General features: G+C 51.8%; 22 protein-coding genes. 15 read left to right on the top strand and 7 right to left on the bottom strand.

Translation table 11 applies throughout. The features are described from left to right. Positions 1–74: 74 nt before the first annotated feature. The 9 genes from FKN99_RS13545 (at position 75) to sthA (ending at position 9,844) form a co-directional block, all read left to right on the top strand. Positions 75–1,535, top strand: coding sequence for a glyceraldehyde-3-phosphate dehydrogenase (locus FKN99_RS13545; RefSeq protein ID WP_172118383.1), 1,461 nt, complete (start codon positions 75–77; stop codon positions 1,533–1,535). A 311-nt stretch (positions 1,536–1,846) separates the two neighbouring features. Continuing rightward, positions 1,847–3,196: a Na(+)-translocating NADH-quinone reductase subunit A gene (locus FKN99_RS13550; RefSeq protein WP_172118384.1), complete on the top strand. Its 1,350-nt coding sequence runs from the start codon at positions 1,847–1,849 to the stop codon at positions 3,194–3,196. Between the two features lie 2 nt (positions 3,197–3,198). Further along, a complete protein-coding gene (locus FKN99_RS13555; RefSeq protein WP_172118385.1) occupies positions 3,199–4,422 on the top strand; it encodes an NADH:ubiquinone reductase (Na(+)-transporting) subunit B in 1,224 nt (407 codons plus the stop codon). After that, positions 4,422–5,240 carry a Na(+)-translocating NADH-quinone reductase subunit C gene (locus FKN99_RS13560; RefSeq protein ID WP_087107504.1) on the top strand — a complete coding sequence of 273 codons (819 nt, stop codon included), beginning with the start codon at positions 4,422–4,424 and terminating at the stop codon, positions 5,238–5,240. The genes FKN99_RS13555 and FKN99_RS13560 overlap by 1 nt, the downstream gene beginning before the upstream one ends. 2 nt (positions 5,241–5,242) lie before the next feature. Then, on the top strand, positions 5,243–5,911 hold the full coding sequence (locus tag FKN99_RS13565) for an NADH:ubiquinone reductase (Na(+)-transporting) subunit D (RefSeq protein ID WP_087107502.1): 669 nt from the start codon (positions 5,243–5,245) through the stop codon (positions 5,909–5,911). Between the two features lies 1 nt (position 5,912). Then, positions 5,913–6,530, top strand: coding sequence for an NADH:ubiquinone reductase (Na(+)-transporting) subunit E (gene nqrE / locus FKN99_RS13570; RefSeq protein ID WP_087107500.1), 618 nt, complete (start codon positions 5,913–5,915; stop codon positions 6,528–6,530). A 71-nt stretch (positions 6,531–6,601) separates the two neighbouring features. Beyond that, entirely contained in the window at positions 6,602–7,834 is a 1,233-nt protein-coding gene (nqrF, locus tag FKN99_RS13575; protein WP_172118386.1) for an NADH:ubiquinone reductase (Na(+)-transporting) subunit F, read from the top strand. A 267-nt stretch (positions 7,835–8,101) separates the two neighbouring features. Then, positions 8,102–8,356 carry a (Na+)-NQR maturation NqrM gene (gene nqrM / locus FKN99_RS13580; protein WP_087107496.1) on the top strand — a complete coding sequence of 85 codons (255 nt, stop codon included), beginning with the start codon at positions 8,102–8,104 and terminating at the stop codon, positions 8,354–8,356. A gap of 96 nt (positions 8,357–8,452) precedes the next feature. After that, positions 8,453–9,844, top strand: a complete 1,392-nt coding sequence (gene sthA / locus FKN99_RS13585; protein ID WP_172118387.1) for a Si-specific NAD(P)(+) transhydrogenase — start codon at positions 8,453–8,455, stop codon at positions 9,842–9,844. Between the two features lie 91 nt (positions 9,845–9,935). Here the strand turns inward: sthA and FKN99_RS13590 are convergent, their stop codons facing one another. From FKN99_RS13590 to leuS, 5 genes are all read right to left on the bottom strand, one after another. Then, entirely contained in the window at positions 9,936–10,865 is a 930-nt protein-coding gene (locus FKN99_RS13590) for a PA2778 family cysteine peptidase (RefSeq protein ID WP_087107492.1), read from the bottom strand. 10 nt (positions 10,866–10,875) lie between these two features. Next, complete coding sequence (locus FKN99_RS13595) at positions 10,876–11,280, bottom strand: PA2779 family protein (protein ID WP_087107490.1); 405 nt, start codon at positions 11,278–11,280, stop codon at positions 10,876–10,878. A 103-nt stretch (positions 11,281–11,383) separates the two neighbouring features. After that, a complete protein-coding gene (gene holA, locus FKN99_RS13600) occupies positions 11,384–12,451 on the bottom strand; it encodes a DNA polymerase III subunit delta (protein ID WP_172118388.1) in 1,068 nt (355 codons plus the stop codon). Further along, positions 12,448–12,942 carry an LPS-assembly lipoprotein LptE gene (locus FKN99_RS13605; protein ID WP_172118389.1) on the bottom strand — a complete coding sequence of 165 codons (495 nt, stop codon included), beginning with the start codon at positions 12,940–12,942 and terminating at the stop codon, positions 12,448–12,450. Before FKN99_RS13605 ends, holA begins: the two co-directional genes overlap by 4 nt. Further along, entirely contained in the window at positions 12,939–15,524 is a 2,586-nt protein-coding gene (gene leuS / locus FKN99_RS13610; protein ID WP_172118390.1) for a leucine--tRNA ligase, read from the bottom strand. Before leuS ends, FKN99_RS13605 begins: the two co-directional genes overlap by 4 nt. Positions 15,525–15,684: 160 nt before the next feature. Here leuS and FKN99_RS13615 point away from each other — a divergent pair, with 160 nt between their 5' ends. Then, on the top strand, positions 15,685–16,206 hold the full coding sequence (locus tag FKN99_RS13615) for a zinc ribbon-containing protein (protein WP_172118391.1): 522 nt from the start codon (positions 15,685–15,687) through the stop codon (positions 16,204–16,206). A 143-nt stretch (positions 16,207–16,349) separates the two neighbouring features. On the opposite strand, the gene FKN99_RS13620 is transcribed toward FKN99_RS13615, so the two are convergent. Continuing rightward, on the bottom strand, positions 16,350–17,666 hold the full coding sequence (locus FKN99_RS13620; protein WP_172118392.1) for a hypothetical protein: 1,317 nt from the start codon (positions 17,664–17,666) through the stop codon (positions 16,350–16,352). A 108-nt stretch (positions 17,667–17,774) separates the two neighbouring features. On the opposite strand from FKN99_RS13620, the gene FKN99_RS13625 reads away from it, so the two are divergent. From FKN99_RS13625 to FKN99_RS13635, 3 genes are all read left to right on the top strand, one after another. Continuing rightward, complete coding sequence (locus FKN99_RS13625; protein ID WP_172118393.1) at positions 17,775–18,233, top strand: GNAT family N-acetyltransferase; 459 nt, start codon at positions 17,775–17,777, stop codon at positions 18,231–18,233. A gap of 13 nt (positions 18,234–18,246) precedes the next feature. After that, positions 18,247–18,753, top strand: a complete 507-nt coding sequence (locus tag FKN99_RS13630; protein WP_172118394.1) for a GNAT family N-acetyltransferase — start codon at positions 18,247–18,249, stop codon at positions 18,751–18,753. A 161-nt stretch (positions 18,754–18,914) separates the two neighbouring features. Next, entirely contained in the window at positions 18,915–19,406 is a 492-nt protein-coding gene (locus FKN99_RS13635; RefSeq protein WP_253927053.1) for a nucleotidyltransferase family protein, read from the top strand. Between the two features lie 51 nt (positions 19,407–19,457). Here FKN99_RS13635 and FKN99_RS13640 read toward each other — a convergent pair whose 3' ends face one another. Further along, positions 19,458–20,360, bottom strand: coding sequence for a LysR family transcriptional regulator (locus FKN99_RS13640; RefSeq protein WP_172118396.1), 903 nt, complete (start codon positions 20,358–20,360; stop codon positions 19,458–19,460). A gap of 174 nt (positions 20,361–20,534) precedes the next feature. Here FKN99_RS13640 and leuC point away from each other — a divergent pair, with 174 nt between their 5' ends. Together leuC and leuD are read left to right on the top strand one after the other, a co-directional pair. Further along, on the top strand, positions 20,535–21,986 hold the full coding sequence (leuC, locus tag FKN99_RS13645) for a 3-isopropylmalate dehydratase large subunit (protein ID WP_172118397.1): 1,452 nt from the start codon (positions 20,535–20,537) through the stop codon (positions 21,984–21,986). A 3-nt stretch (positions 21,987–21,989) separates the two neighbouring features. Next, a complete protein-coding gene (leuD, locus tag FKN99_RS13650; protein ID WP_172118398.1) occupies positions 21,990–22,637 on the top strand; it encodes a 3-isopropylmalate dehydratase small subunit in 648 nt (215 codons plus the stop codon). Positions 22,638–22,720: the final 83 nt, after the last annotated feature.

Here is a 22,720-nt window from a genome sequence, read left to right on the forward strand (position 1 = left end):
AGTAGCTAATAAGGCCGGGATAATGCGCCTGAAACCTTTTATCACTACCTTATCATTACCCAATGAGGCCGCATGTGAGTCAGCAAGCTCTCGAAAACGTTTTTGAGGAATGGCAGAACAACCAGGCTCTGGCCGAACAGATGATCCCGCTTGTTGGGCGCCTTTATCGGCATAACAATGTTGTGGCTACCATGTATGGGCGCTCGCTGATCAACCAGTCCGTTATTCGTATCCTGAAAGATCATCGGTTTGTGCGCAAAATTGAAGGAACAGAACTGTCGGTTGAGGACACCTTCCCCATCGTTGAAGCGATGAGCGCGCTTAATCTGAGGCCTGCTCATGTTGATGTGGGTAAGCTGGCGGTCATGTTTAAAAAGCAGGGCGGTGGTGATTTAAGCGCATTCTTGCATAACGAACTGCAGGATATCATTGGCGGTTATCAGCCGGGAGCCAGTAAAGGCGAGCCGCAGGACGTTGTACTTTACGGTTTTGGGCGCATTGGTCGTCTGCTGGCGCGCGTGCTGGTTGAAAAAGCCGGTGGCGGAAACCTGTTGCGTTTGCGCGCGATTGTGGTGCGTGGGCGTGGCGATGTGGGTAAAGACCTTGAAAAGCGTGCCAGCTTACTGCGTCGTGACTCGGTGCATGGCCCGTTTGAAGGCACTATTTCTGTTGATGCCGAAGCGCGTACGCTTACTGTAAATGGCAATGTGGTTCAGGTTATTTACGCTGACTCACCCAGCGAAATCGATTACACCACTTATGGCATCAAAAACGCGGTCATTGTTGATAATACCGGTATTTGGCGCGATGAGGCTGGCTTGGGTCAGCACCTGGAGTGTAAAGGCGTGGCCAAGGCGCTACTAACGGCGCCAGGTAAGGGCGATATTAAAAATATCGTTTACGGTGTTAACCACGCGACCATTGGTGAGAATGACCGTATTGTATCGGCGGCTTCCTGTACCACCAATGCCATTGTGCCCGTTCTAAAGGTGCTCAATGATCAGTACGGGGTCACCACCGGTCATGTGGAAACTGTTCATGCTTACACCAACGACCAGAACCTGATTGATAACTATCATAAGGGTGATCGTCGTGGCCGCAGTGCGGCGCTTAACATGGTGTTAACCGAAACGGGTGCGGCCAAAGCCGCAGCAAAAGCGCTACCTGAATTGGAAGGCAAGCTAACGGGCAATGCGATTCGCGTGCCGACGCCGAACGTTTCGATGGCCATTTTGAATCTGACATTAGATAAGCCAACCGATGCTGCCGCGCTGAATGACTATTTGCGCCGTATGTCCATTGATTCGTCTTATCAGAAGCAGATTGATTACGTGGACTCTGCTGAAGTGGTTTCATCGGACTTCGTTGGCAACCGCCATGCTGGCATCGTGGACGCAAAAGCAACGATTGCTAACGGTAATCACGTGGTTGTGTACGTATGGTACGACAATGAGTTTGGCTACAGCTGCCAGGTTATTCGTATCCTGCAGCAAATGTCGAACGTACAGTTTTTAAAACTGCCACGCCACGCATAGTGCCTCTATGCCGGTGAATTAGCTGCGGAATAGCTTTTTCCATCGCGTCTGGATTGCTTAACGCCACCTTCGGGTGGCGTTTTTAATTGTAAAATCAAGTGTCATGGATGGCATGTAACACTTTATGTGGGCATCAGGGATGTGGTCATTGTCCGCGCTTATCTTTATAATGTTGTAGATTTTTCGGGGTGGTTCAAGCGTGCTTGGGCCTGACTGGTAACGATCTGACAGAAAACAACAATTCACTGAACAGAAAATAAGCATTCGAACCCCTTACCTTCGTATATCCGATCCATCAACTGGGCGAGACTATGATCGAAGTCAAAAAAGGCCTGGATCTCCCCATCACGGGAGCGCCCGAGCAGCGTATTGAAGATGCGCAGCCTGTGCGTTACGTGGCAATCCTGGGCACTGACTACGTTGGCATGAAGCCAACCATGGAAGTTCAGGAAGGGGATAAGGTCAAACTGGGCCAGCTGCTCTTTACCGATAAAAAAATTGAGGGTGTCCGTTTTACGGCACCTGCAAGCGGTGAAGTAGTATCCATTAACCGTGGCGAAAAGCGTCGCCTGCTATCTGTCGTTATTAAAGTTGACGAGAATGAAGAAGCGATGGCATTTGCTTCTCATGATCGCGCTTCTTTAGCGCAGCTTGACCGACAGTTGGTCGTTGACCAGCTCGTTGAGTCGGGACTTTGGACAGCGTTACGCACACGTCCTTTCTCTCGCACGCCAGCTATTGATAGCATTCCTGCTGATATCTTTGTAACGGCCGTGGATACCCACCCGTTAAGCGCTGATCCAGCAATTGTCATCAATGAAGAAAACCAGGCATTTGAAGACGGCCTCAAGGTGCTAACACGCCTGACCGAGGGCAACGTTTTTCTGTGCACGGGGGCTGATGCCAATATCCCTGGCGGGGATATTGACGGTGTGAAAACCGAAAGTTTTGCCGGTCCGCATCCTGCGGGTCTGGTGGGTACGCATATCCATTATCTTTCGCCAGTCGCGCTGCACAAACAAGTCTGGCATATCGGTTATCAGGATGTGATCGCGTTTGGTAAGCTCTTTGCCGAAGGCAAACTGCATACAGCTCGTGTTGTCGCTGTTGGCGGCCCACGCGCTGAAAAACCTCGTCTTCTGCGGACCCGCTTGGGAGCAAGTACCCAAGAGTTTTTGGCAGATGAAGTCATCAAACCCGATGACACCCGAGTAATTTCCGGTTCGGTTTTTTCGGGTTTCTCGGCGGAAGGGCACCTGACCTACCTGGGGCGTTTCAGCAATCAGATTAGCTTGCTTGAAGAGGGCAACAAGCGTGCCTTGTTAGGCTGGCTTTCTCTTGGGGCCGATCGTCACTCGATTCTGGGTATTTACCTCTCGCGTATTAAAGGCCTGCGTAACTACGCGCCTACCACGTCGACCAATGGCTCTGAACGTGCCATGGTGCCGATTGGTACTTACGAGACGGTAATGCCGCTGGATATCATGCCGACTCAGCTGCTGCGCTCGCTGATCGTGGGCGACATTGAAGTTGCCATGCAACTTGGGTGTCTGGAGCTAGACGAAGAGGATCTGGCGCTGTGCACATACGTTTGCCCCGGCAAATATGAGTATGGCCCTATCCTGCGTGACAACCTCGCCATGATCGAGAAAGAGGCCTGATAATGGGTATTCGACAAACACTCGATAATCTCGAGCCGCATTTCCATAAAGGCGGTAAGTACGAAAAGTTCTACCCGCTTTATGAAGCCGTAGATACGATTTTCTACTCCCCCCCAAGCGTTGCCAAAACAACGTCGTTCGTGCGCGATGGTATCGACCTGAAGCGCATTATGATCACCGTTTGGCTGTGTACTTTCCCGGCAATGTTCTTTGGTATGTGGAACGCGGGTTGGCAAGCCAACGTGGCTATTGATGCAGGCTATGCCTCCATGGGTGGCTGGCGTGAAGCGATCCTGATGACCTTGGCTGGCGGGCATGATGCGGGTAACTTGTGGTCCAACTTTGTTCTTGGCGCCACGTACTTCCTGCCTATCTACCTGGTCACTTTTGCCATTGGTGGTTTCTGGGAAGTACTGTTTGCCATCAAGCGTGGCCATGAAGTTAATGAAGGTTTCTTCGTTACTTCGGTGCTCTTTGCGCTGATTCTTCCGGCAACTATTCCGCTTTGGCAGGTAGCGCTGGGTATCACCTTTGGTGTCGTGATCGGTAAGGAAATTTTTGGCGGTACTGGCAAAAACTTCCTGAACCCGGCGCTTACTGGTCGTGCCTTCCTCTACTTCGCCTATCCTGCGCAAATTTCCGGCGACGCCATTTGGGTGCCCGCTGATGGTTATACGGGTGCAACGGTACTTTCGATGGCGTTCCAGGACGGCATGGGTGCAGTCACTAATGCGTTTAGCTGGTGGGATGCCTTTATTGGCTTTATTCCAGGCTCAGTAGGCGAGGTGTCGACGCTTGCGATCCTTGTCGGGGCATTGGTGCTGCTGTACACGCGTATTGCCTCGTGGCGAATAATGCTTGGCGTGTTCCTTGGGATGGTAGCCACCAGTACGTTGTTTAATCTGATTGGTTCCGATACCAACCCCATGTTTGCCATGCCGTGGTATTGGCACTTCGTGATAGGTGGGTTTGCATTCGGTATGGTCTTTATGGCTACTGACCCCGTCTCTGCTTCCATGACGACCCAGGGCCGTTTGATATTTGGTGTGCTAATTGGTGTACTGACGGTACTGATTCGCGTGGTTAACCCCGCCTTCCCCGAAGGCATCATGTTGGCAATTCTCTTTGCTAACCTGTTTGCACCATTGATTGACCACTTCTTCGTCCAGGCCAATATAAAACGCCGTATCAAGCGTACTGGCGTTCCGGCCGAGGAGACTGCCTAATGGCACAAGGTAATAACTCAATCAAGAAGGTCCTGATTGTAGCGTTTTCATTGTGTATCGTGTGTTCGGTGATTGTTTCGACGGCCGCCGTGGCGCTACGCCCTGCTCAACAGCTCAACCAGGAATTAGACCGTAAAACCAATATCCTTAACGTGGCGCGTTTATACGAGCCGGGTACGGATGTCGAGGAAGCGTTCCGGACCCAAATCACATCACGTGTGGTTGAGCTTGAAACCGGTGAGTATACCGATGAGTTTGACCCTGAAACCTTTGATGGGTTTGAAGCAGCGCGTGACCCGGCAACCGGCCGCACGTTGTCCGGAGACCGTGACATTGCGGGGCTTTCTCGGGTTGAAAATTACGCGACGGTTTATCTAGTCGGTGATGCAGGCGACCCAGACCAAATCGTTTTGCCGATTCGTGGACAAGGCCTGTGGGGCCGGATGATGGGCTTTTTGTCGATCGAAGGTGACGGTAATACTATTATCAGTATTACCTACTATGACCACAGTGAAACGCCGGGCTTGGGCGGTGAAGTGAACAACCCACGTTGGCAGGCTCAGTGGGAAGGTAAAGAGATTTACGATGAAGAGGGCGACCTCTCACCGGCCATCCGCCTGAGCAAAAGCGCTAGTGGTGAAAATGAAGTAGACGCGTTATCCGGTGCAACGCTCACCAGTAATGGTGTGACCAACATGCTGCAGTTTTGGTTGAGCGAAGAAGGTTTCGGTCCATACCTTGCGAAATTCCGCAGTGGTACTGAGCTGGAAGACGCCGATAACACCGATACCGACTTCGAAGACGGTGAGGGGGCTTAATCATGGCGGACGTAAATGCAAAAAGCGTTTTAATAGCGCCTATTTTTCAGAACAACCCCATTGCACTTCAGATATTGGGGATCTGTTCTGCGCTGGCAGTAACGACCAGCATGAGCGTGTCGTTGGTAATGGCGTTAGCTGTTATTTTCGTCACATCGCTCTCAAGCTTTTTCGTATCACTGATTCGGAATCATATTCCTTCTTCGATCCGTATTATTGTGCAGATGACGATTATTGCTTCATTGGTAATCGTGGTTGACCAGATCCTCAAAGCCTATGCTTATGAAATGTCCAAGCAGCTGTCGGTATTTGTGGGTCTGATCATTACCAACTGCATTGTAATGGGTCGTGCGGAAGGCTTTGCCATGTCCAACACCCCCGGCATGTCTTTCCTGGACGGTATCGGGAATGGCTTGGGCTATGGGTTCGTGTTGCTGGTGGTTGGCTTCTTCCGTGAACTATTGGGTGCAGGTAGTGTGTTCGGTTTTACTATCCTGCCTACCGTTCAAGATGGTGGCTGGTATGTGCCTAACGGTCTGCTGCTGTTGCCTCCGTCCGCCTTCTTTATTATCGGCCTGATGATTTGGGTTATGCGCTCAATCGATCCAGGGCAGGTAGAAGAGACGGAGTTCAAGATGAAGGAAAACTCCAAGCCACAGGAGGCTGTGTAAAATGGAACACTATTTAAGCCTTTTCGTCGCTTCGGTTTTTGTTGAAAACCTGGCCTTGGCATTCTTTCTGGGGATGTGTACTTTTCTCGCGGTCTCCAAGAAGGTTTCCTCCGCGTTTGGCCTGGGCATCGCGGTTATTGTCGTCCTGACTATTTCAGTGCCTGTTAATAACCTGGTATTCAACCTTCTACTTGCGCAAGGTGCACTTTCCTGGACCGGTATTAGCGGTGCTGAGAATATTGACCTCTCATTCCTTGGGTTATTGAGCTATATCGGCGTCATTGCAGCACTAGTGCAAATTCTTGAAATGTTCTTGGATAAGTACGTGCCTGCACTGTACAACGCGCTTGGCGTATTCCTGCCGCTTATTACCGTCAACTGTGCCATCCTGGGTGGCGTGCTGTTCATGGTTGAGCGTAACTACAACTTCGGTGAATCCCTCGTTTATGGTTTTGGATCCGGTGTTGGTTGGGCGTTGGCTATTACGGCCTTGGCAGGTATCCGTGAAAGGCTGAAATACAGCGATGTGCCTGGTGGCTTGCAAGGGCTGGGTATTACTTTCATCACCGTAGGTCTGATGTCGTTGGGCTTTATGTCCTTCTCGGGCATTCAGCTCTAAACGGAGCCGGTTTTTCCCGGCGGCGTTCTGCGCTGCCGGGTTACAGGAAACCTCAGCAATAGGAAACCGACATGGTTGATACATCTGTCATCTTGCTCGGTGTTGTCATGTTCACGATCATCGTTATTAGCTTAACGGCGATCATTCTGGCAGCGCGCAGCAAGCTTGTGAGTAGCGGGGACGTGACGATTGAAGTTAATCACGACCCTGAGCACACCTTGACGACTCAGGCCGGTGGTAAGCTTTTAAACACCTTGGCGGCAAATGGTATTTTCCTCTCCTCGGCATGTGGCGGCGGTGGTTCATGCGCCCAATGTAAATGCCGTGTGGAAGAGGGTGGTGGTTCCATTCTGCCGACTGAAGAGTCGCATTTCACCATGCGTGAAAAGAAAGAGGGCTGGCGGCTCTCTTGCCAGGTGCCCGTTAAGCAAGACATGAAGATCGAAGTACCTGAGGAAGTGTTCGGCGTTAAAAAGTGGGAAACCGAAGTTATCGCTAACCCTAACGTCGCGACCTTCATCAAGGAGCTGAACCTAAAACTGCCTGAAGGCGAAGAAGTTGCCTTCCGCGCGGGTGGTTATGTTCAGCTGGTTGCACCGCCTTACGATATTAAATTCTCCGATTTTGATATCGAGGAAGAGTATCGCGGCGATTGGGACAAGTTTGGAATTTTCAAGGTTGCCCACAAGAACAATGAGGAAGTGATTCGCGCCTACTCTATGGCGAACTACCCGGAAGAGAAGGGTATCCTCAAGTTCAACATTCGTATTGCTACACCGCCCCCAGGCAGCAGTCATCCGCCGGGCCTAATGTCTACCTACGTCTTCAACTTGAAACCTGGTGACAAGGTGACCGTAATGGGTCCGTTTGGTGAGTTCTTCGCCAAGGATACCGACGCCGAAATGATCTTTATCGGTGGTGGTGCGGGTATGGCGCCGATGCGTAGCCATATCTTCGATCAGCTTAAGCGTCTTAAGTCTAAGCGTAAAATGTCTTTCTGGTACGGTGCACGCTCTTGGCGTGAAACCTTCTACAACGAAGAGTACGATCAGTTGGCAGAAGAGTTCCCGAATTTTGAATGGCATCTGGCGCTTTCTGATCCGCAGCCTGAAGATAATTGGGAAGGGCCGACGGGCTTTATCCATAATGTACTGTATGAAAACTATCTGAAGGACCATCCGGCGCCTGAAGATTGTGAATACTACATGTGTGGGCCGCCCATGATGAATGCTTCCGTGATTAAGCTGCTGCTTGATCTCGGGGTTGAGCCTGAAAATATCATGCTGGATGACTTCGGCGGGTAAGTGCTCACGTAATCGAAAGTAGCCTTCGGGCACATTTGGGGCTGGCCGTAAGGTTGGCCCCATTTGTTTTGAATAGACCCAAGCCTACGCTACCTTCGCTAATAGGTGCTGAGCATTTAATAAGTGCTTGGCAGTTATAAGTACGTGGCAGCTAATAAGTACGTGTCAGCTAAGGTACAATTAAGGTATAGCAAGTATCTGGAAGGCACTAATTGCCTAAGCTGTTGTCGGTAGGTGGTGCATCCATAGCAATGCAGGGAGATTAACATGGCGATTTGGCTACTGGTATTTGGCTTTATGGCGTTGATAATGTGCGCGATGGCGGTTGGCGTTTTGATGGGTCGTAAGCCTATAGCAGGTTCATGTGGCGGTTTAAATCAGATTGGTATGAAAGACGGCTGCGATATTTGTGGCGGTAAAGATGACGTATGTGAAGAGGAGAACCGCAAGCGAGGAAATGTGCGTCGCCGCAGTGATGAAAGCCGCGGAGCGGACTTGGGCTACGACGCTACACGGCGCTAGCACAATCCGTAACAGTATCGGTAAGAGAAATAGTGCAGGGCGCAGCCGAGTGATCAGCTGCGCCTTATTATTGGGGAACGAGGAGACGCAGAAAGTATGGCGGTTCACAATTACGATGTCGTGGTTATTGGTACAGGCCCTGCAGGTGAAAGCGCGGCTATTAACGCCGCCAAGCACGGTAAGCGTGTAGCGATTATCGAAAAGCAGGCACAGGTAGGCGGTAACTGTACCCATTGGGGCACTATTCCCTCCAAAGCGTTGCGCCACCAGGTTAAGCAAATCATGGCGTTTAACACCAACCGAATGTTTCGCGATATTGGTGAGCCGCGCTGGTTTTCTTTCCCTAAAGTGATGGAGCGTTCGCGCGGCACGATTGATAAACAGGTAGAAATGCGTACTACCTTTTATGCTCGTAACCGAATCGACTTGTTTCATGGTATTGCGCGCTTTAAAGATGCGCATACCGTGGTTGTGCGCGACCAGCATGAAGGAATGGAAGAGCTGGTCGCCAAAAAAATTGTGATTGCCACCGGATCACGGCCCTATCGGCCCGCGGACATTAACTTCCGCCACCCACGAATCTACTGCTCTGACACCATTCTAAGCCTTTCTCATACGCCGCGTACGTTAGTGATTTTTGGCGCAGGCGTTATCGGCTGTGAGTATGCGTCAATTTTCTCAGGATTAGGCCTTAAGGTAGATCTCATCAACAACCGTGACAGCTTGCTTTCATTTCTTGATGATGAAATCAGTGATGCGCTCTCTTACCACCTGCGTAAACATGGTGTATTGATTCGTCATAACGAGGAATACGCGAGTGTAGAAGGCGATGAGTCTGGCGTTGTCGTGCATCTTAAGTCGGGCAAAAAGATCCGCGCAGATGCGTTCTTATGGGCCAATGGTCGCACGGGCAATACCGATAGCCTGGGACTTGAGAATATTGGATTAGAAGCCAATGGGCGTGGCCAACTCAGCGTTGATGAACACTACCGTACGACAATTCCGCATATTTATGCCGCCGGTGACGTGATCGGTTGGCCGAGCCTTGCCAGTGCCGCGTATGACCAAGGGCTAAACCTTTGCAATGAGTTGCTCGATAAAGAGTATCGCTTCGTCAACGATGTACCCACCGGCATTTACACTATTCCTGAAATTAGTTCGTTTGGTCCTAACGAGCGCGAGTTGACTGAAGCCAAAGTGCCCTATGAAGTCGGAAAAGCGTTCTTTAAAGATACCGCGCGTGCACAAATAACCGGCGATGTCGTGGGCATGCTGAAGATTCTCTTCCATCAGGATACGTTGGAAATCCTGGGGATCCACTGTTTTGGTGACCAGGCCTCCGAGATTCTACATATCGGCCAGGCCATTATGCAGCAGCCGGGCGAAGCCAATACGCTTAAGTACTTTGTGAACACAACCTTTAACTATCCAACGATGGCAGAAGCGTACCGAGTGGCAGCACAAAATGGTTTGAACAGAGTGTTTTAACGCGCTTTGGGTAGCGTAAAGCGCAGGTGTAGTGTCATACATCGCTGTGTAAAAGGGGCCACCAGAAAATTGCGTGGCCCTTTTTGTATACTTAATATTCGCCCAGTAACTGCTGCGCGCGTGCCTGCCAACTGCCGTCTATTGATGCTGCCTGCATCAAGGCGTTGCGTGCTTCGTCGGGCTTATCCTGTTGCAGCAGCAAAATCCCCAGGTTGAGCCAAGCGGCCCCCATGTGTGCATCGTGCTGGGTCGCTGCATCAAAGGCTGTCATCGCTTCCTTGGGCCGGCTGTCGGCATACAGCGCGTTGCCCAGCGCAAACTGCGCCAGTGGGTCAGTTGGGTAGCGGTTAACCAGGGCTTGCCAACTGCTTAGAGCTTCTTTGGGGCCGTGAGCTTCTTCGTAAGCGCTAATAGCCTCCAGTGCATTGCGGGCACTAATGTCTTCCGGCAGAGTGCCGGGGTTGGCCACAATAAATCCCCAGCGACCACTGCGCGCCCAGGTCGCATCAAAGCGGCTAAACGACAACGTATGTCGCTCACGTTCACCACTGCGCAGGATGAGCGTTTCATCAGGCAAATCAAATCCGATAGCCACCGCGTAGTGCCACATGGGATAAATAGGCAGTGACAGGTTCTGCATCACCACGACTGGGTCGCCGTTAGCCAAATGATTTAACAGTGCATCCATGGTACCGCGAATGGGGTAGGCAAGCTGTTGGTGGCGGCGAACGGTGGACAGCATTTCAGGTTGAACGCTACCGTCACGCCCTGGCAAGAATACTTGCGGAATCAGCTGGTCAACGCCCACCTCAACGCCTTGGTAGTTCAACACCATGGCAAGCGTTGCCGGGCCACACTGGTACTCGCTTTGGGCAAAAAACGGCACGGCACGATTTTCTACCTGAGGGGTCAAGGCTTCGTAGGTGCTGTCGAGTAAAATGGGGCTGCGGGCACAGGCAGAAAGCAGTAGGGCGAGCATAAAAACGCCCGCAAAGCGGGCGTAGGGTAACAATGTTTTCATAGTGACTGGCTTAGCGGGTAAACGGATAAACGTCGGTTAAACCGAGAATATCAGTAATCAGCAAAATGATGAAAACGGCAAACAGGGCACCGATAACACCGCCGCCTGCACCGGCAGGCAACTGATCAAGCTGCTGAGCCATTTGCTGTGCTTCGGCATCGCTCAGAGCGGCAACGCGGGCGTCTACCTCATCAAGATCCACACCCTGCTTTAGCAGTTGGTCCTGTACATCGGCACGGGCCAGAATTTCGTTTATCCGCTCACGGTCAGCGCCGACACGATCACCTGCTAAAACAGACTGAGTTGAAACTAAATCCATGGATTGGGGGGCGGCAGGCGCAGCAGCGACGGGCAGGCTGGTGATCACTAGCGCCGCGATCAAGAGGGTAGAGAGGTAAGCGCGCAATGTTTTCATCGTCTTCTTCCTTAGAGACTGGTCAGGGGTGTCGAGCATTGTGCTGCTCTAATCACTAGTATAGGAATAAAGAGGACAGGCTTTAAGTCTATTGTCCAATATGCTAATTATTTGCACTAATGCGATAGGTCCAGGCTGTTTCAGCAAGAATACCTTTTCCGCCTGCCATGGTCATCGCCAAGTCATGAAGGCCTGGCCATAAGGGCACGTTAGCGGCCCCTTTAACGGCTAAGTCCAGCCGTTGAGCCATCAAAAGCAGCTTGTGCAAACGCTTCATGGGAAGACGCTTTATGGCCTTTTGATAAGCGGGGCGGCGCTTGTCAAAAATCATTGGCTTTTGGGTTTTGCAGGCGTGCTCAAAACTTTGGCCTTGATCCAGGTGCTGATGCAAAGAGAGTAGCGTGCGCAACTCACGGCTTAATGCCCATAGCACAATGGGTGCTTCGACCCCTTCACTACGCAGCCCCTGCACTATGCGTGAGGCACGGCTAACCTCACCTTTTAAGCAGGCATCCGCCAGGTTGAACACATCAAAGCGCGAGCTATCCTCTACGCCCTGGGCGATGCTCTCAACGTTTAAGCGGGTACCTTGCGGATGAATCAGCGAGAGTTTTTGAAGCTCCTGATCAGCGGCCAGCAGGTTACCCTCAGTGCGTTCACCCAGTAGGCGCGCAGCCTCAAGGTCAATCTGCAAGCCATGCATTGATGCTCGATCACGTAGCCAGTAGCCCAGGCGAGCATTATCTACGGGCCATACGGGGACAAACAGGCCGTGCTTATCAAGGGCTTTAAACCAGGCACTTTTCTGCTGTTTGCCATCCAGCTTACCCATGCTGAGTAGCAGTAGGTCGTCGCTGTTTGCGATGGTTTCAGCGTACTGCGCTAGTGCTTTGCTGCCTTCCTGGCCCAGTTTATGGGTGCCCAAGCGAACTTCCATCAACTTGCTGGTTGCAAATAATGAAAGGTTGCTGGCGGCCTCCAGTAAGCGGCCCCAGGCAAAGTTGGCATCTACGTCCAGTACTTCGCGCTCTTCAATACCGGCCTGGCGTGCGGCGGCACGTACCGCATCACAGGCATCGCGGTGCTGGAGCGGCTCATCGCCCGCTACGATGACGACCTTAGGCAGCGCTTTACTTAAGGCACCCGGCAATTGGTCGGCAAAAACCTTCACTCAACACCCTTAATGTTAACCAAGCGCTCCACAATACGTTGTGCTAGCTCCCGGGCAAGCGATCGCTCTGCTTCGTTGAACAAGGTTTCACGATTGAGCAAATCATCATCGTTAACACGGATGGTTCTGCTGACAGATACGTTACTGCTGTTAAGCGCATAGGCATTGGTCTGACGCTGCTGTACCGAGAGCGTTGTGCTCAGCACCAGCTCGTGTTCACGGCTGGCGCGACTATCGCTACCAATACGTCGCTCCAGTAAGGAAGGGGTGCCTAACGTGACGCGCCAAGGCGCGTCAGGTCTAATCTCGGTTCCTAACTGTGTCAGGCGTGCACGTAGTTGCTGGGCCGTGGTGCTATTAATGTCTCCTTCCAGCGTCAGTGCGGGCAGGCTGGGCATAGCGCTATGGCCGCGCAGATGAAAGCCACAACCGCTGAGTAGCACCGCCGCTGAAGCGGCGATGCTGGTTGTCAAAAATGTGCGTCGATTCATCCGCTTACCACAATGTTTACCAGCTTGCCTGGCACGACGATCACTTTACGGACCGTTTTGTCTTCCAGGTGGCGCTGGACGTTTTCGTTTTCCATCGCCAGTTTCTCGATGGCTGCTTTATCTGCACTAGCCGGTGCTTCCAGGCGTGCACGCAACTTACCGTTTACTTGCACGACAAGTTCAATGCTATCGCGAGTAAGCGCTGCTTCATCAAGCACTGGCCACTGCACTTCAATAGCGGGTTCTGCATGCCCCAGGTTCTGCCACAACTGATGGCACACGTGCGGAGTGATTGGGGAAAGCAGCAAGATACATGCTTCCAGCGTTTCACGGCTTACCGCTAAACCAAGCTCAGAGGTGTCATCAAACTTGCCAAGCGCGTTGGAAAGCTCCATGACTGCCGCGATAGCGGTATTAAAGGTGGTGCGGCGGCCAATATCGTCGCTGGCTTTCTTGATGGTTTCATGCGTTTTCCGACGCAGTGCTTTTTGGTCATCATTAAGCGCATCAACCTTCAGCTCACCCGGTGTGCCGGCTTCAAGATGCTCGCTCACCTGGCGCCAAATGCGCTTGATGAAGCGGTGCGCACCTTCAACACCTGAGTCAGACCATTCCAGCGACTGCTCGGGCGGGGCCGCAAACATCATGAACAAGCGGACAGTATCAGCACCGAACTTGTCGATCATCGACTGCGGATCAACGCCGTTATTTTTCGACTTGGACATTTTTTCGATGCCGCCCATCTCAACCGGCTGGCCATCACTTATCAGGATAGCGCTTAGCGGACGGCCTTTCTCATCACGCTGAACGTCGACATCGTCCGGGTTGAACCACTGTTTACCGCCGTTATCGGTATGGCGATAGTAGGTTTCCGCGATGACCATGCCTTGGGTAAGCAACTGCTGGAAGGGCTCATCAGAATCCACCAGGCCAAAGTCGCGCATCAGCTTATGGAAGAAACGTGCGTATAGCAGGTGCAAAATGGCGTGCTCGATACCGCCGATATAAAGATCAACCGGTAACCAGTAGTTGGCGCGATCATCCAGCATGGCGTCATGGTTATCGGCGCAGCAGAAGCGCGCAAAGTACCAAGAGGATTCCATAAAGGTGTCAAACGTATCGGTTTCACGTACCCAGCCATCGCCCAGGTCGGAAAACTCAGGCATTTTCTTGAGCGGTGAGCCGGAGGCGTCAACCGTCACTTCCATGGGCAGTGATACCGGGAGCTCTTCATCGGTCAGCGGAACGGTCTGGCCTTCCGGGCCGTATTTAACCGGAATAGGCGCCCCCCAATACCGCTGGCGGGCAACCCCCCAATCGCGCAGGCGATAGTTGGTTTTAACCTCGCCACGGCCCATTTCGGCAAGTTTTGCGGCAATCGCGTCAAAGGCCTGCTCAAACTCCAAGCCATCGAACTCACCGGAGTTGATCAGCGCGCCATGCTCAATATACGCGGCTTCGGAAAGGTCGGGCGTATTGCCGTTTTCATCGGCAATAACAGGTTTAATATCGACACCGTACTTGGTGGCGAACTCCCAGTCGCGCTGGTCGTGGGCAGGTACTGCCATGACAGCGCCGGTGCCGAACTCCATAAGTACAAAGTTGGCCACAAACACCGGGACTTTAGCGCCGCTAAGCGGGTGAATGGCGACATGACCGGTGGCCATGCCAAGTTTCTCTTTAGTGGCCATTTCAGCTTCTGAGGTGCCGCCTTTGGCGCACTCTTCACAGAAGGCTGCCAGCTCTGTGTTTTGTTCTGCCGCCTGTTTGGCAAGTGGGTGGCCAGCGGCTACCGCGACGTAGGTAACCCCTGACAGCGTATCCGGGCGAGTGGTGTAAACGGCTAGTGGTTCAGCCGCGCTACCGTCTGCCGCTTCGATATCAAACGTCAGCTCAACACCACGCGATTTACCAATCCAGTTGCGCTGCATGGTTTTGACCTGCTCAGGCCATTCTACTTTGTCCAGGTCGGTCAAAAGCTCATCGGCGTAGTCGGTGATCTTCAAGAACCACAGCGGAATTTCCTTACGCTCAACCAGCGCACCTGAGCGCCAGCCGCGGCCGTCAATGACCTGCTCATTGGCAAGTACGGTCTGGTCAACCGGGTCCCAGTTCACTGTGGACATCTTCTTGTAAACCAGGCCTTTCTCGACCAATTTGGTAAAGAACCACTGCTCCCAGCGATAGTAGCTGGTATCGCAGGTGGCGAATTCGCGGCTCCAGTCGTAGGCAAAGCCTAGCGCCTTCAACTGGTTGCGCATGTAATCAATGTTTTGATACGTCCATTCCGCAGGCGGTACCTGGTTTTGGATCGCTGCGTTTTCCGCAGGCATGCCAAACGCGTCCCAGCCCATGGGCTGCATCACATTTTTACCCTGCATGCGCTGGAAACGTGAAACGACGTCACCGATAGTATAGTTACGCACATGGCCCATATGCAGCTTGCCGCTGGGGTAGGGGAACATGGATAGGCAGTAAAACTTCTCGCGGTTCGCGTCTTCTACTGCTTTGAAGCACTGATGTTTGTCCCAGTACTGCTGGGCGTCACGTTCAATTTCACGAGGGCTATAGTGTGCGTCCATCGGTTTTTTTAATGCCTTGGCGTATTCGCCCAATAGGGCGCAAAGTGAATGGTAGATGACGACTGTCAGATAAGTAGTGTCGATTGTATCCTATGAAGGGGTATCCTTGAACGGCAAGCTGATGATAGGAAACACCTGCGTCGACAAAAGGAGAGGCATCATGAGTGAACAACACAATGACCACCGCTTGCGCGAAGGCTATGAGCGCTTGCTGGAGCGCATGCAGCATGGCGCAAATGACTTAACCTGGGACAACCTGCAAAAGGATTTAGACGACGCAGTCGCTTTTGAAGCGGAGCTTGAAGAGTACACGAAAGATGAGCTGGCCCTGCTGCGTGCTTGGGTTGAGCGCGACTTAAAAGATATGCGCCACTACCTGGCAGATACCGGGATGCAGGTCGCTACCTGGTTGGGTGTCGATATCAGTGGGCTTTCACGTCGCGTTGCGGAGTCACTACTTTCCATCGCAGATCGAAGCATTGTAGAGCGTGAGCGCTTTGATGACGATCTTGAGGCGGCTCGGGCAGATTACTGCGAAGGTGAAATGGCAGCACCTGGCTTGATGGCCTGTGTCCATTGTGATGCCCAGGTAATGCTGCCCCATGTGGCGCGCCTTGAGCCTTGCCATCAATGTGGTCATCGCTACTTTTATCGGTTTCCCAGTAAGATTATCGAAACCTGAGCATCTCTCTAACCGCTGACAAACGGTGTGGGCAGGGGGCGTCAGTAGCTCAATCTAGTCAGTTGGGTGGTCAGAGCAGGGGCTCGCCGAAGGGGGCTGCCCCTGTTGTGTTGGTAATTCCGTGTGATGCAGCAGGCCGTGAGCTACGTCACCAGATAGCTCATCGCCGTGATTGAGGCTAGCGAAAGTAGACTCATCACCGCTGCATAAAGAAGATTGTTCTTCATCATGTGGTAACCGTTGATCCCGTAGCGGCCCTGAAGGCTTAGGTTAATCCCTGATAAAGGCCCGACGCTGGTGCCTACGGCCCATGAACATAAACAGACAAACGCAAACAGAGTGTGCTCTCCACCGTGCAAACTTACGATAGAGGCCAGCACCGATACCCCAATAATTGGGTGGAGCCCCACTAGCGCACTCAGCACAATGCTGAGAAAACTGATCATGCCTTGTTGCGCGCCAAAGGTTTCGAATAGCGTCCAATCGTTGCCCGCTACGGCAGCCACAAGCGCTGAAAGCCCCAGCGTAAAAAGCCCAGCCGCTAAAAACAGTGAAACTTCTCCTCGCATGGCCGGGAGCCGTGTGGTGGTGTGTTGGCGAACACGCCACAACGTATAGCCGATGCCTTCGCGCAGGTTATAGATCAAGGCAACGGCCGGGATCAAAAAAGTAATAATGCCAACGATTGAGAGCCTGGGCGTTAGCCAGAAATGAAACACCATGACCAGCAAGGCCATGATCACGGGCATTAGCAGGCTACGCGGTGCCAGAGAAAAGCCATACACCTCACGTAAATCAAATCGACGGCCAAGTTCAAGCGTCGTTAGCAACCCGGAAATCATTGCTAATGGGAATCCAAAGAGTGCCACGTAGGAGTACTGCATCTGCGGTGCGAGTGCGATCACTATTCCCATGGAAGCAAAAAACGGTGACCATAGCGCGGCACTTGAAAGCCCTCGATTCAATGCCAGGTACTGTGGAATCGTTAAAGGAGCCGTTCGTGCCAATCGGTCACCGACCATAATAACGGTTGATATATTCAAAATCGTGCCCAGAAAATGCACGCCAAGCCAGGTACGTAATACGCCGCCACTGCCCGTTAAGCGTTTGCCTGGTGCTTTTTTTCGCCCTTGCTGTTTACCTACCAGGGAAATAAAGCTGACGCCTACCAGCATGGCCACTACAAAGGCATTGCCCTGCAGCATAGCGGGCCAATCTACGTGGTTATGGTAATAAAAACGCGCCACCAGCAGCGTTAATATGCCCAAAACCATCAACACGCCGGCCTGAAAACGTGAGCGTTTGGGAATGTCCTTCCACAGCAATATCACGGCGAGCCACAACACATAGCTCACTGCGTGCGCCGTGTTTATCAGGCCGGTAAACCCAAGAATCTGCGCGATCAACCCAAGCAGAATCAGCACACCCGCCAAGCGCTGCCGAAAAGTCGTTTCTTGCATGCTAAACCCTTAAAGTGAATTAGCAGGCTAATAGGGTTGGCACTGAAAGGCTAGTCGCAGCCGATATGCTTCAATAAATCGATGAGGTTTTTAATGAAAATAAGGTCAATGAACATCGCTGATTTGGATGAAGCTGCAAACGTTCATTCACTGGCATTCCCTCGCCAAACGCATTCGTATGAATGGTTGAAATGCAGTCTCAGTGCCTCTCCTCGATTTCTTTGCTTTGTCGTAGAGGAGGAGTGTAGCGTTATTGGATATATTGTTTGGATGCAAAAGAGCGGCTTCCGTCCTGAGGCGGTTCTGGAGTTAGAGCAATTGGCAGTATTGCCAAATCGTCAAGGTAAAGGGGTTGGGAAACAATTAATCGAAAATTCACTCCCTTTGGTTAAAGAGCAGCTGGCAAAACAGGGTTCCACGTTAAAGCACGTATTGGTCACCACTAGAGCGGATAACGTTGCTCAACGATTATATAGATCCACATTAGGTGCTGAGATTGAAGCCACTATTAGTAATTTATATTCATCGGACGAAGTGTTGATGATTGCGCGTATGGGTAGAGTATAAGGGTCACTATTAAATGCAGTTAATACGTCCAAACGTAGAGTATGAGCAAAGCTATCGAACGTATATTCAAGAGCTTGGCGATGAGGAGCGATATCCTTTTCCTCTGGATTTTGATCACACTGATTTTAAGGGGCTGTTAGCCAAGCTGGAAACATTCAGAAACGGCACTGATCTTCCAGAGGGAGTTGTGCCGTCTAGCACCTACTGGTTGGTAGGTAAAAAAGAGCTCTTGGGAGTGTCTAACCTCCGACATCATCTTAATGACCGAATACGGCATGTCGGTGGCCATGTTGGGCTTGGTATAAGGCCTTCCCAACGAGGAGGCGGGCTTGGGAATCAGCTTCTTGCGCTTACGTTGAGTAAGGCTTTTGAGCGAGGCATTCATCCCGTGCATATCCACTGTTATAAACACAACGTGGCTTCTTCAAAAATAATCATTGCAAATGGTGGCTGTTTGGAATCGGAAATTAACGACGGTGGAAAGGTTGTTCAACGATACGCAGCCAATACCCCTTGGTAGTCGCTATCACGTTAATCAGTGGTACTTGATATTGCTTCGTGGTGCCGCGGTTTGGCAGGAAAAAGCACGCGCACACCTACTAAATGCTTATTCGGAAAGTTACTTAAGTAATGGGCTATCACACACAGCTTAAACAATGGATCGTTCAGGATAAAAAGCGTATGGAGGCGCTATTCGCGGCGGCTCAATTGAGGCTGCCTGACGGATGTCTCGCTGCAGGTTTTGTGCGTAATCTTGCTTGGGACAAAATGCATGAATATTCGCGTCCTACCGTGCTTAACGATATTGATTTGATTTATTTTGATGAAAGCGATATTTCTGAAACAAAAGATCACGATATTGAACAACAGCTTAAAAGCGTTTCAGATTTCCCATGGTCGGTAAAAAATCAGGCAAGAATGCATATGCGAAACCTGGATCCGCCCTACACCTCAACGGCGGATGCCATGAGCTACTGGGTGGAGATTCAAACCGCCGTGGGCGCACAACTTGATGGTGACGTGATGATTATCGCACCGTTGGGTATTGAGTCTTTATTTGATTTTACGATCACCCTAAATGCTAAAAGACCTAAACCAGCCGATTTTAGGCAGCGTGTTGCTGAAAAACGCTGGCTGGAAATTTGGCCCCGACTGATAGTCAACAGCGATTAATCACAGGTAACACAAGGTTTATTAGTGTTTGCTAAAAACTGATTGCCCAGATTATACAGTGAATGTTTTAGTTAATGTGGATACTGTTTTCGTCGCCTCCAGTGCCTCAATCATTTTTATCGCGGCGTTGGAAAGTGTCCGATTGGTATGCACCAAATAGCCGAGCGGCCTATAGATGGGCGGTGTATCTATTTTTAGCTCGACCAGCTCACTATTAATCATCCCCTCAGGCAGTAGGCTCCACCCAAGCCCAACACTGCACATCATCTTTAATGTTTCCAAATAGTTGGTAGCCATACTGATCTGTAGAGACAGGCCCGCTTTGGCAAAACGTTGCTCAATCAATGTACGGGTAAATGTTTTGGCGCTAGGTAGAACACATTTATAGTGACAAAGTGCTTCAAGGCTAAGGATAGCGGCTTGAGCTAGCGGGTGGTCGGGCGCGCAAACAAAACATAGCCGGTCATGCCAAAGGTTCACCACGTTTAATTGCTCAACAGGGTGGGGGGCGAGCGTCACCACGGCCATTTCCAGGGTGCCATCCTGCACGCCCTGGTAGGCAAACTCTGAATCCAGAAAATGCAGATCCAATTCTACTTCTGGATGGCGCTGGGTGTAGTTTTTTAACACAGGTGGCAGGCGGTGTAAGCCAATGTGATGGCTGGTAGCCAGCGTTAATTGGCCACCCACCTGGCCAGAAAGATTCGCGAGTGCTCGGCGGCTATCTTCTACCGCTAACAGAATTCGCTTGGCTTGTGGCAGTAATAAATGGCCTGCCTCGGTAAGTGAAATACGCCTGCCAATACGGTCAAACAGCCGCGTGCCCACCAGCGACTCCAGCGTGGCAATGCGTTTGCTAACCGCTGGCTGAGTGAGATAAAGCTGCTCGGCGGCGCGCGAGAAGCTTTGTGTTTCAGCAACGGCTAAAAACGCTTGTAGGCTCTGGGTGTCCACGTGGTGCTCACTATTGTGTGGTTAGTATTGGTGTATTCCAGTATGGAATCATACCTATAAATAACATGAATTGCTTTTATGGTCGCTACGCGTAACACTGGCTGCATCGTCACATTAAGCAGCACGTAGAGGCTGCGATACCGAACTAGCAGGGCGCTTGCCCAGGAGAGCCGCATGTCAGGTCAAACCCTTTACGACAAACTCTGGAACCAGCACTTGGTGAAGCAGCGCGATGACGGCACGGCGCTGATCTACATTGACCGCCAACTGCTTCACGAAGTGACCTCTCCGCAAGCGTTTGAAGGGTTGCGCTTGGCCAAACGTATGCCGTGGCGCCTGGATGCAAACCTGGCAACGCCGGATCATAACGTCCCAACGACGACGAAAGAGCGCGCCGAAGGTAATAGCGGCATTAAAGACCCGGTGTCGTTGATTCAGGTTCAGACGCTTGACGACAACTGCGTTGAGTACGGAATTGAAGAGTTTAAAATTAACGACCCCCGCCAGGGAATCGTGCACGTGGTTGGGCCAGAGCAGGGCGCCACGTTGCCCGGTATGACCGTCGTTTGCGGTGACTCCCATACGGCCACTCACGGTGCTTTTGGCGCGCTGGCGCACGGTATCGGCACGTCTGAAGTTGAGCACGTATTGGCGACGCAATGCCTGTTGGCACAAAAAATGAAGAACATGCAGGTGCGCGTTGAGGGGGAGCTTGGCCTCGGCGTGACCGCCAAAGATGTGGTACTGGCCATTATCGGCAAGATCGGCACAGCAGGTGGTACGGGCTACGCTATCGAATTTGCGGGCAGCGCTATCGGATCGCTCTCCATGGAAGGCCGTATGACCGTGTGTAATATGGCGATTGAAGCGGGTGCCCGGGTCGGGTTGATTGCGGTGGACAACACGACGATTGATTACCTGGCCAAGCGCCCCTTTGCGCCGACCGCCGAGCAGTGGGAAGCCGCGGTGGCTGACTGGCGTCAACTGGTATCAGATGACGATGCCGCGTTCGACAAAGTGGTGACTCTGAAGGCCGAAGATATCGAGCCGCAGGTCAGTTGGGGAACCAGCCCCGAGATGGTGACAGGTATTTCCGGGCGCGTGCCAGACCCGCAAGCCTCGCAGGATGAAACCGTGCAGCGCAGCCATGCTCGCGCGCTTGAATATATGGGCTTGCACGCTAACCAAAAAATTACCGATATCAAGCTCGATAAAGTGTTTATTGGTTCGTGTACTAACTCACGTATCGAGGATTTGCGTGAGGCTGCCAAAGTGGCTCAAGGCAATAAAGTGGCAGGTTCCATTAAACTTGCCATGGTGGTGCCGGGTTCTGGCCTTGTGAAACGCCAGGCAGAAAAGGAAGGGCTGGATAAAATCTTCATCGACGCTGGTTTCGAGTGGCGCGAGCCGGGCTGCTCCATGTGTCTGGCCATGAATGCTGATAAATTGGGCGCAGGCGAGCACTGCGCATCGACCTCCAACCGCAACTTCGAAGGACGCCAAGGGTACGGTGGTCGTACGCACCTGGTGAGCCCTGCCATGGCGGCAGCGGCTGCGATTGCTGGCCACTTTGTTGATGTACGCAGTTTATCCGCCAACGATGCTACCCACGCCCAGGAGGCTTAACCCATGAAAAAGTTCACTCGTTTTGAAGGCGTGGTTGCCCCGCTTGATCGCGCTAATGTCGATACCGATTTAATTATTCCCAAGCAGTTCTTGAAATCGATCAAGCGGACCGGCTTCGGTGTGAATCTGTTTGATGAACTGCGCTATTTGGATGAAGGGCAGCCGGGGCAGGATTGTTCCAGTCGCCCGCTGAACCCTGATTTCGTGCTCAACCAGCCGCGTTTTAAGGGGGCTGAGGTGTTGCTGGCTCGGCGCAACTTTGGCTGTGGAAGCTCGCGGGAACACGCGCCGTGGGCACTGGAAGATTTTGGTTTTAAAGTAGTGATTGCGCCAAGCTTTGCAGATATTTTTTACAATAACGCGTTTAAAAACGGCATCTTGCTGATCACGTTAAGCGAAGAAGAAGTGGATCGCTTGTTTACAGGCGTTGATGCTAATGAAGGCTATCAGCTGGATATCGACTTGGAGAACCAGCGGGTCATCACGCCGAGCGGCGAAATTCTTGAGTTTGAAGTGGACGCGTTCCGCAAGCACTGCCTGCTCAATGGACTGGACGATATCGGCATCACGCTACAGGACGAAGATGCGATCCGTGCCTTTGAGCAAAAACACAAAGATGCTCGACCCTGGTTGTTCCGTCAGCCAGCCTGATACAGCCGCATAAGCGTCATTCAGAATAGTTAAAAAGACACACATAGCGCAGTGCAACCCCATTGCACTGCGCTAAGCGGCGG

Source organism: Halomonas hibernica (genome assembly GCF_013183775.1).
GTDB lineage: Bacteria > Pseudomonadota > Gammaproteobacteria > Pseudomonadales > Halomonadaceae > Vreelandella > Vreelandella citrativorans.

Excerpts from the sequence above, each read along its gene's own strand:
- FKN99_RS13590 (WP_087107492.1), bottom strand. The coding sequence starts at position 10,865 with ATGAAAACATTGTTACCCTACGCCCGCTTTGCGGGCGTTTTTATGCTC.
- nqrF (WP_172118386.1), top strand. The coding sequence starts at position 6,602 with ATGGTTGATACATCTGTCATCTTGCTCGGTGTTGTCATGTTCACGATC.
- FKN99_RS13630 (WP_172118394.1), top strand. The coding sequence starts at position 18,247 with ATGCAGTTAATACGTCCAAACGTAGAGTATGAGCAAAGCTATCGAACG.
- sthA (WP_172118387.1), top strand. The coding sequence starts at position 8,453 with ATGGCGGTTCACAATTACGATGTCGTGGTTATTGGTACAGGCCCTGCA.
- FKN99_RS13635 (WP_253927053.1), top strand. The coding sequence starts at position 18,915 with ATGGAGGCGCTATTCGCGGCGGCTCAATTGAGGCTGCCTGACGGATGT.
- FKN99_RS13560 (WP_087107504.1), top strand. The coding sequence starts at position 4,422 with ATGGCACAAGGTAATAACTCAATCAAGAAGGTCCTGATTGTAGCGTTT.
- nqrE (WP_087107500.1), top strand. The coding sequence starts at position 5,913 with ATGGAACACTATTTAAGCCTTTTCGTCGCTTCGGTTTTTGTTGAAAAC.
- FKN99_RS13555 (WP_172118385.1), top strand. The coding sequence starts at position 3,199 with ATGGGTATTCGACAAACACTCGATAATCTCGAGCCGCATTTCCATAAA.
- leuD (WP_172118398.1), top strand. The coding sequence starts at position 21,990 with ATGAAAAAGTTCACTCGTTTTGAAGGCGTGGTTGCCCCGCTTGATCGC.
- leuC (WP_172118397.1), top strand. The coding sequence starts at position 20,535 with ATGTCAGGTCAAACCCTTTACGACAAACTCTGGAACCAGCACTTGGTG.
- FKN99_RS13625 (WP_172118393.1), top strand. The coding sequence starts at position 17,775 with ATGAACATCGCTGATTTGGATGAAGCTGCAAACGTTCATTCACTGGCA.
- FKN99_RS13605 (WP_172118389.1), bottom strand. The coding sequence starts at position 12,942 with ATGAATCGACGCACATTTTTGACAACCAGCATCGCCGCTTCAGCGGCG.
- FKN99_RS13620 (WP_172118392.1), bottom strand. The coding sequence starts at position 17,666 with ATGCAAGAAACGACTTTTCGGCAGCGCTTGGCGGGTGTGCTGATTCTG.
- FKN99_RS13595 (WP_087107490.1), bottom strand. The coding sequence starts at position 11,280 with ATGAAAACATTGCGCGCTTACCTCTCTACCCTCTTGATCGCGGCGCTA.
- leuS (WP_172118390.1), bottom strand. The coding sequence starts at position 15,524 with ATGGACGCACACTATAGCCCTCGTGAAATTGAACGTGACGCCCAGCAG.
- FKN99_RS13550 (WP_172118384.1), top strand. The coding sequence starts at position 1,847 with ATGATCGAAGTCAAAAAAGGCCTGGATCTCCCCATCACGGGAGCGCCC.
- FKN99_RS13565 (WP_087107502.1), top strand. The coding sequence starts at position 5,243 with ATGGCGGACGTAAATGCAAAAAGCGTTTTAATAGCGCCTATTTTTCAG.
- FKN99_RS13615 (WP_172118391.1), top strand. The coding sequence starts at position 15,685 with ATGAGTGAACAACACAATGACCACCGCTTGCGCGAAGGCTATGAGCGC.
- nqrM (WP_087107496.1), top strand. The coding sequence starts at position 8,102 with ATGGCGATTTGGCTACTGGTATTTGGCTTTATGGCGTTGATAATGTGC.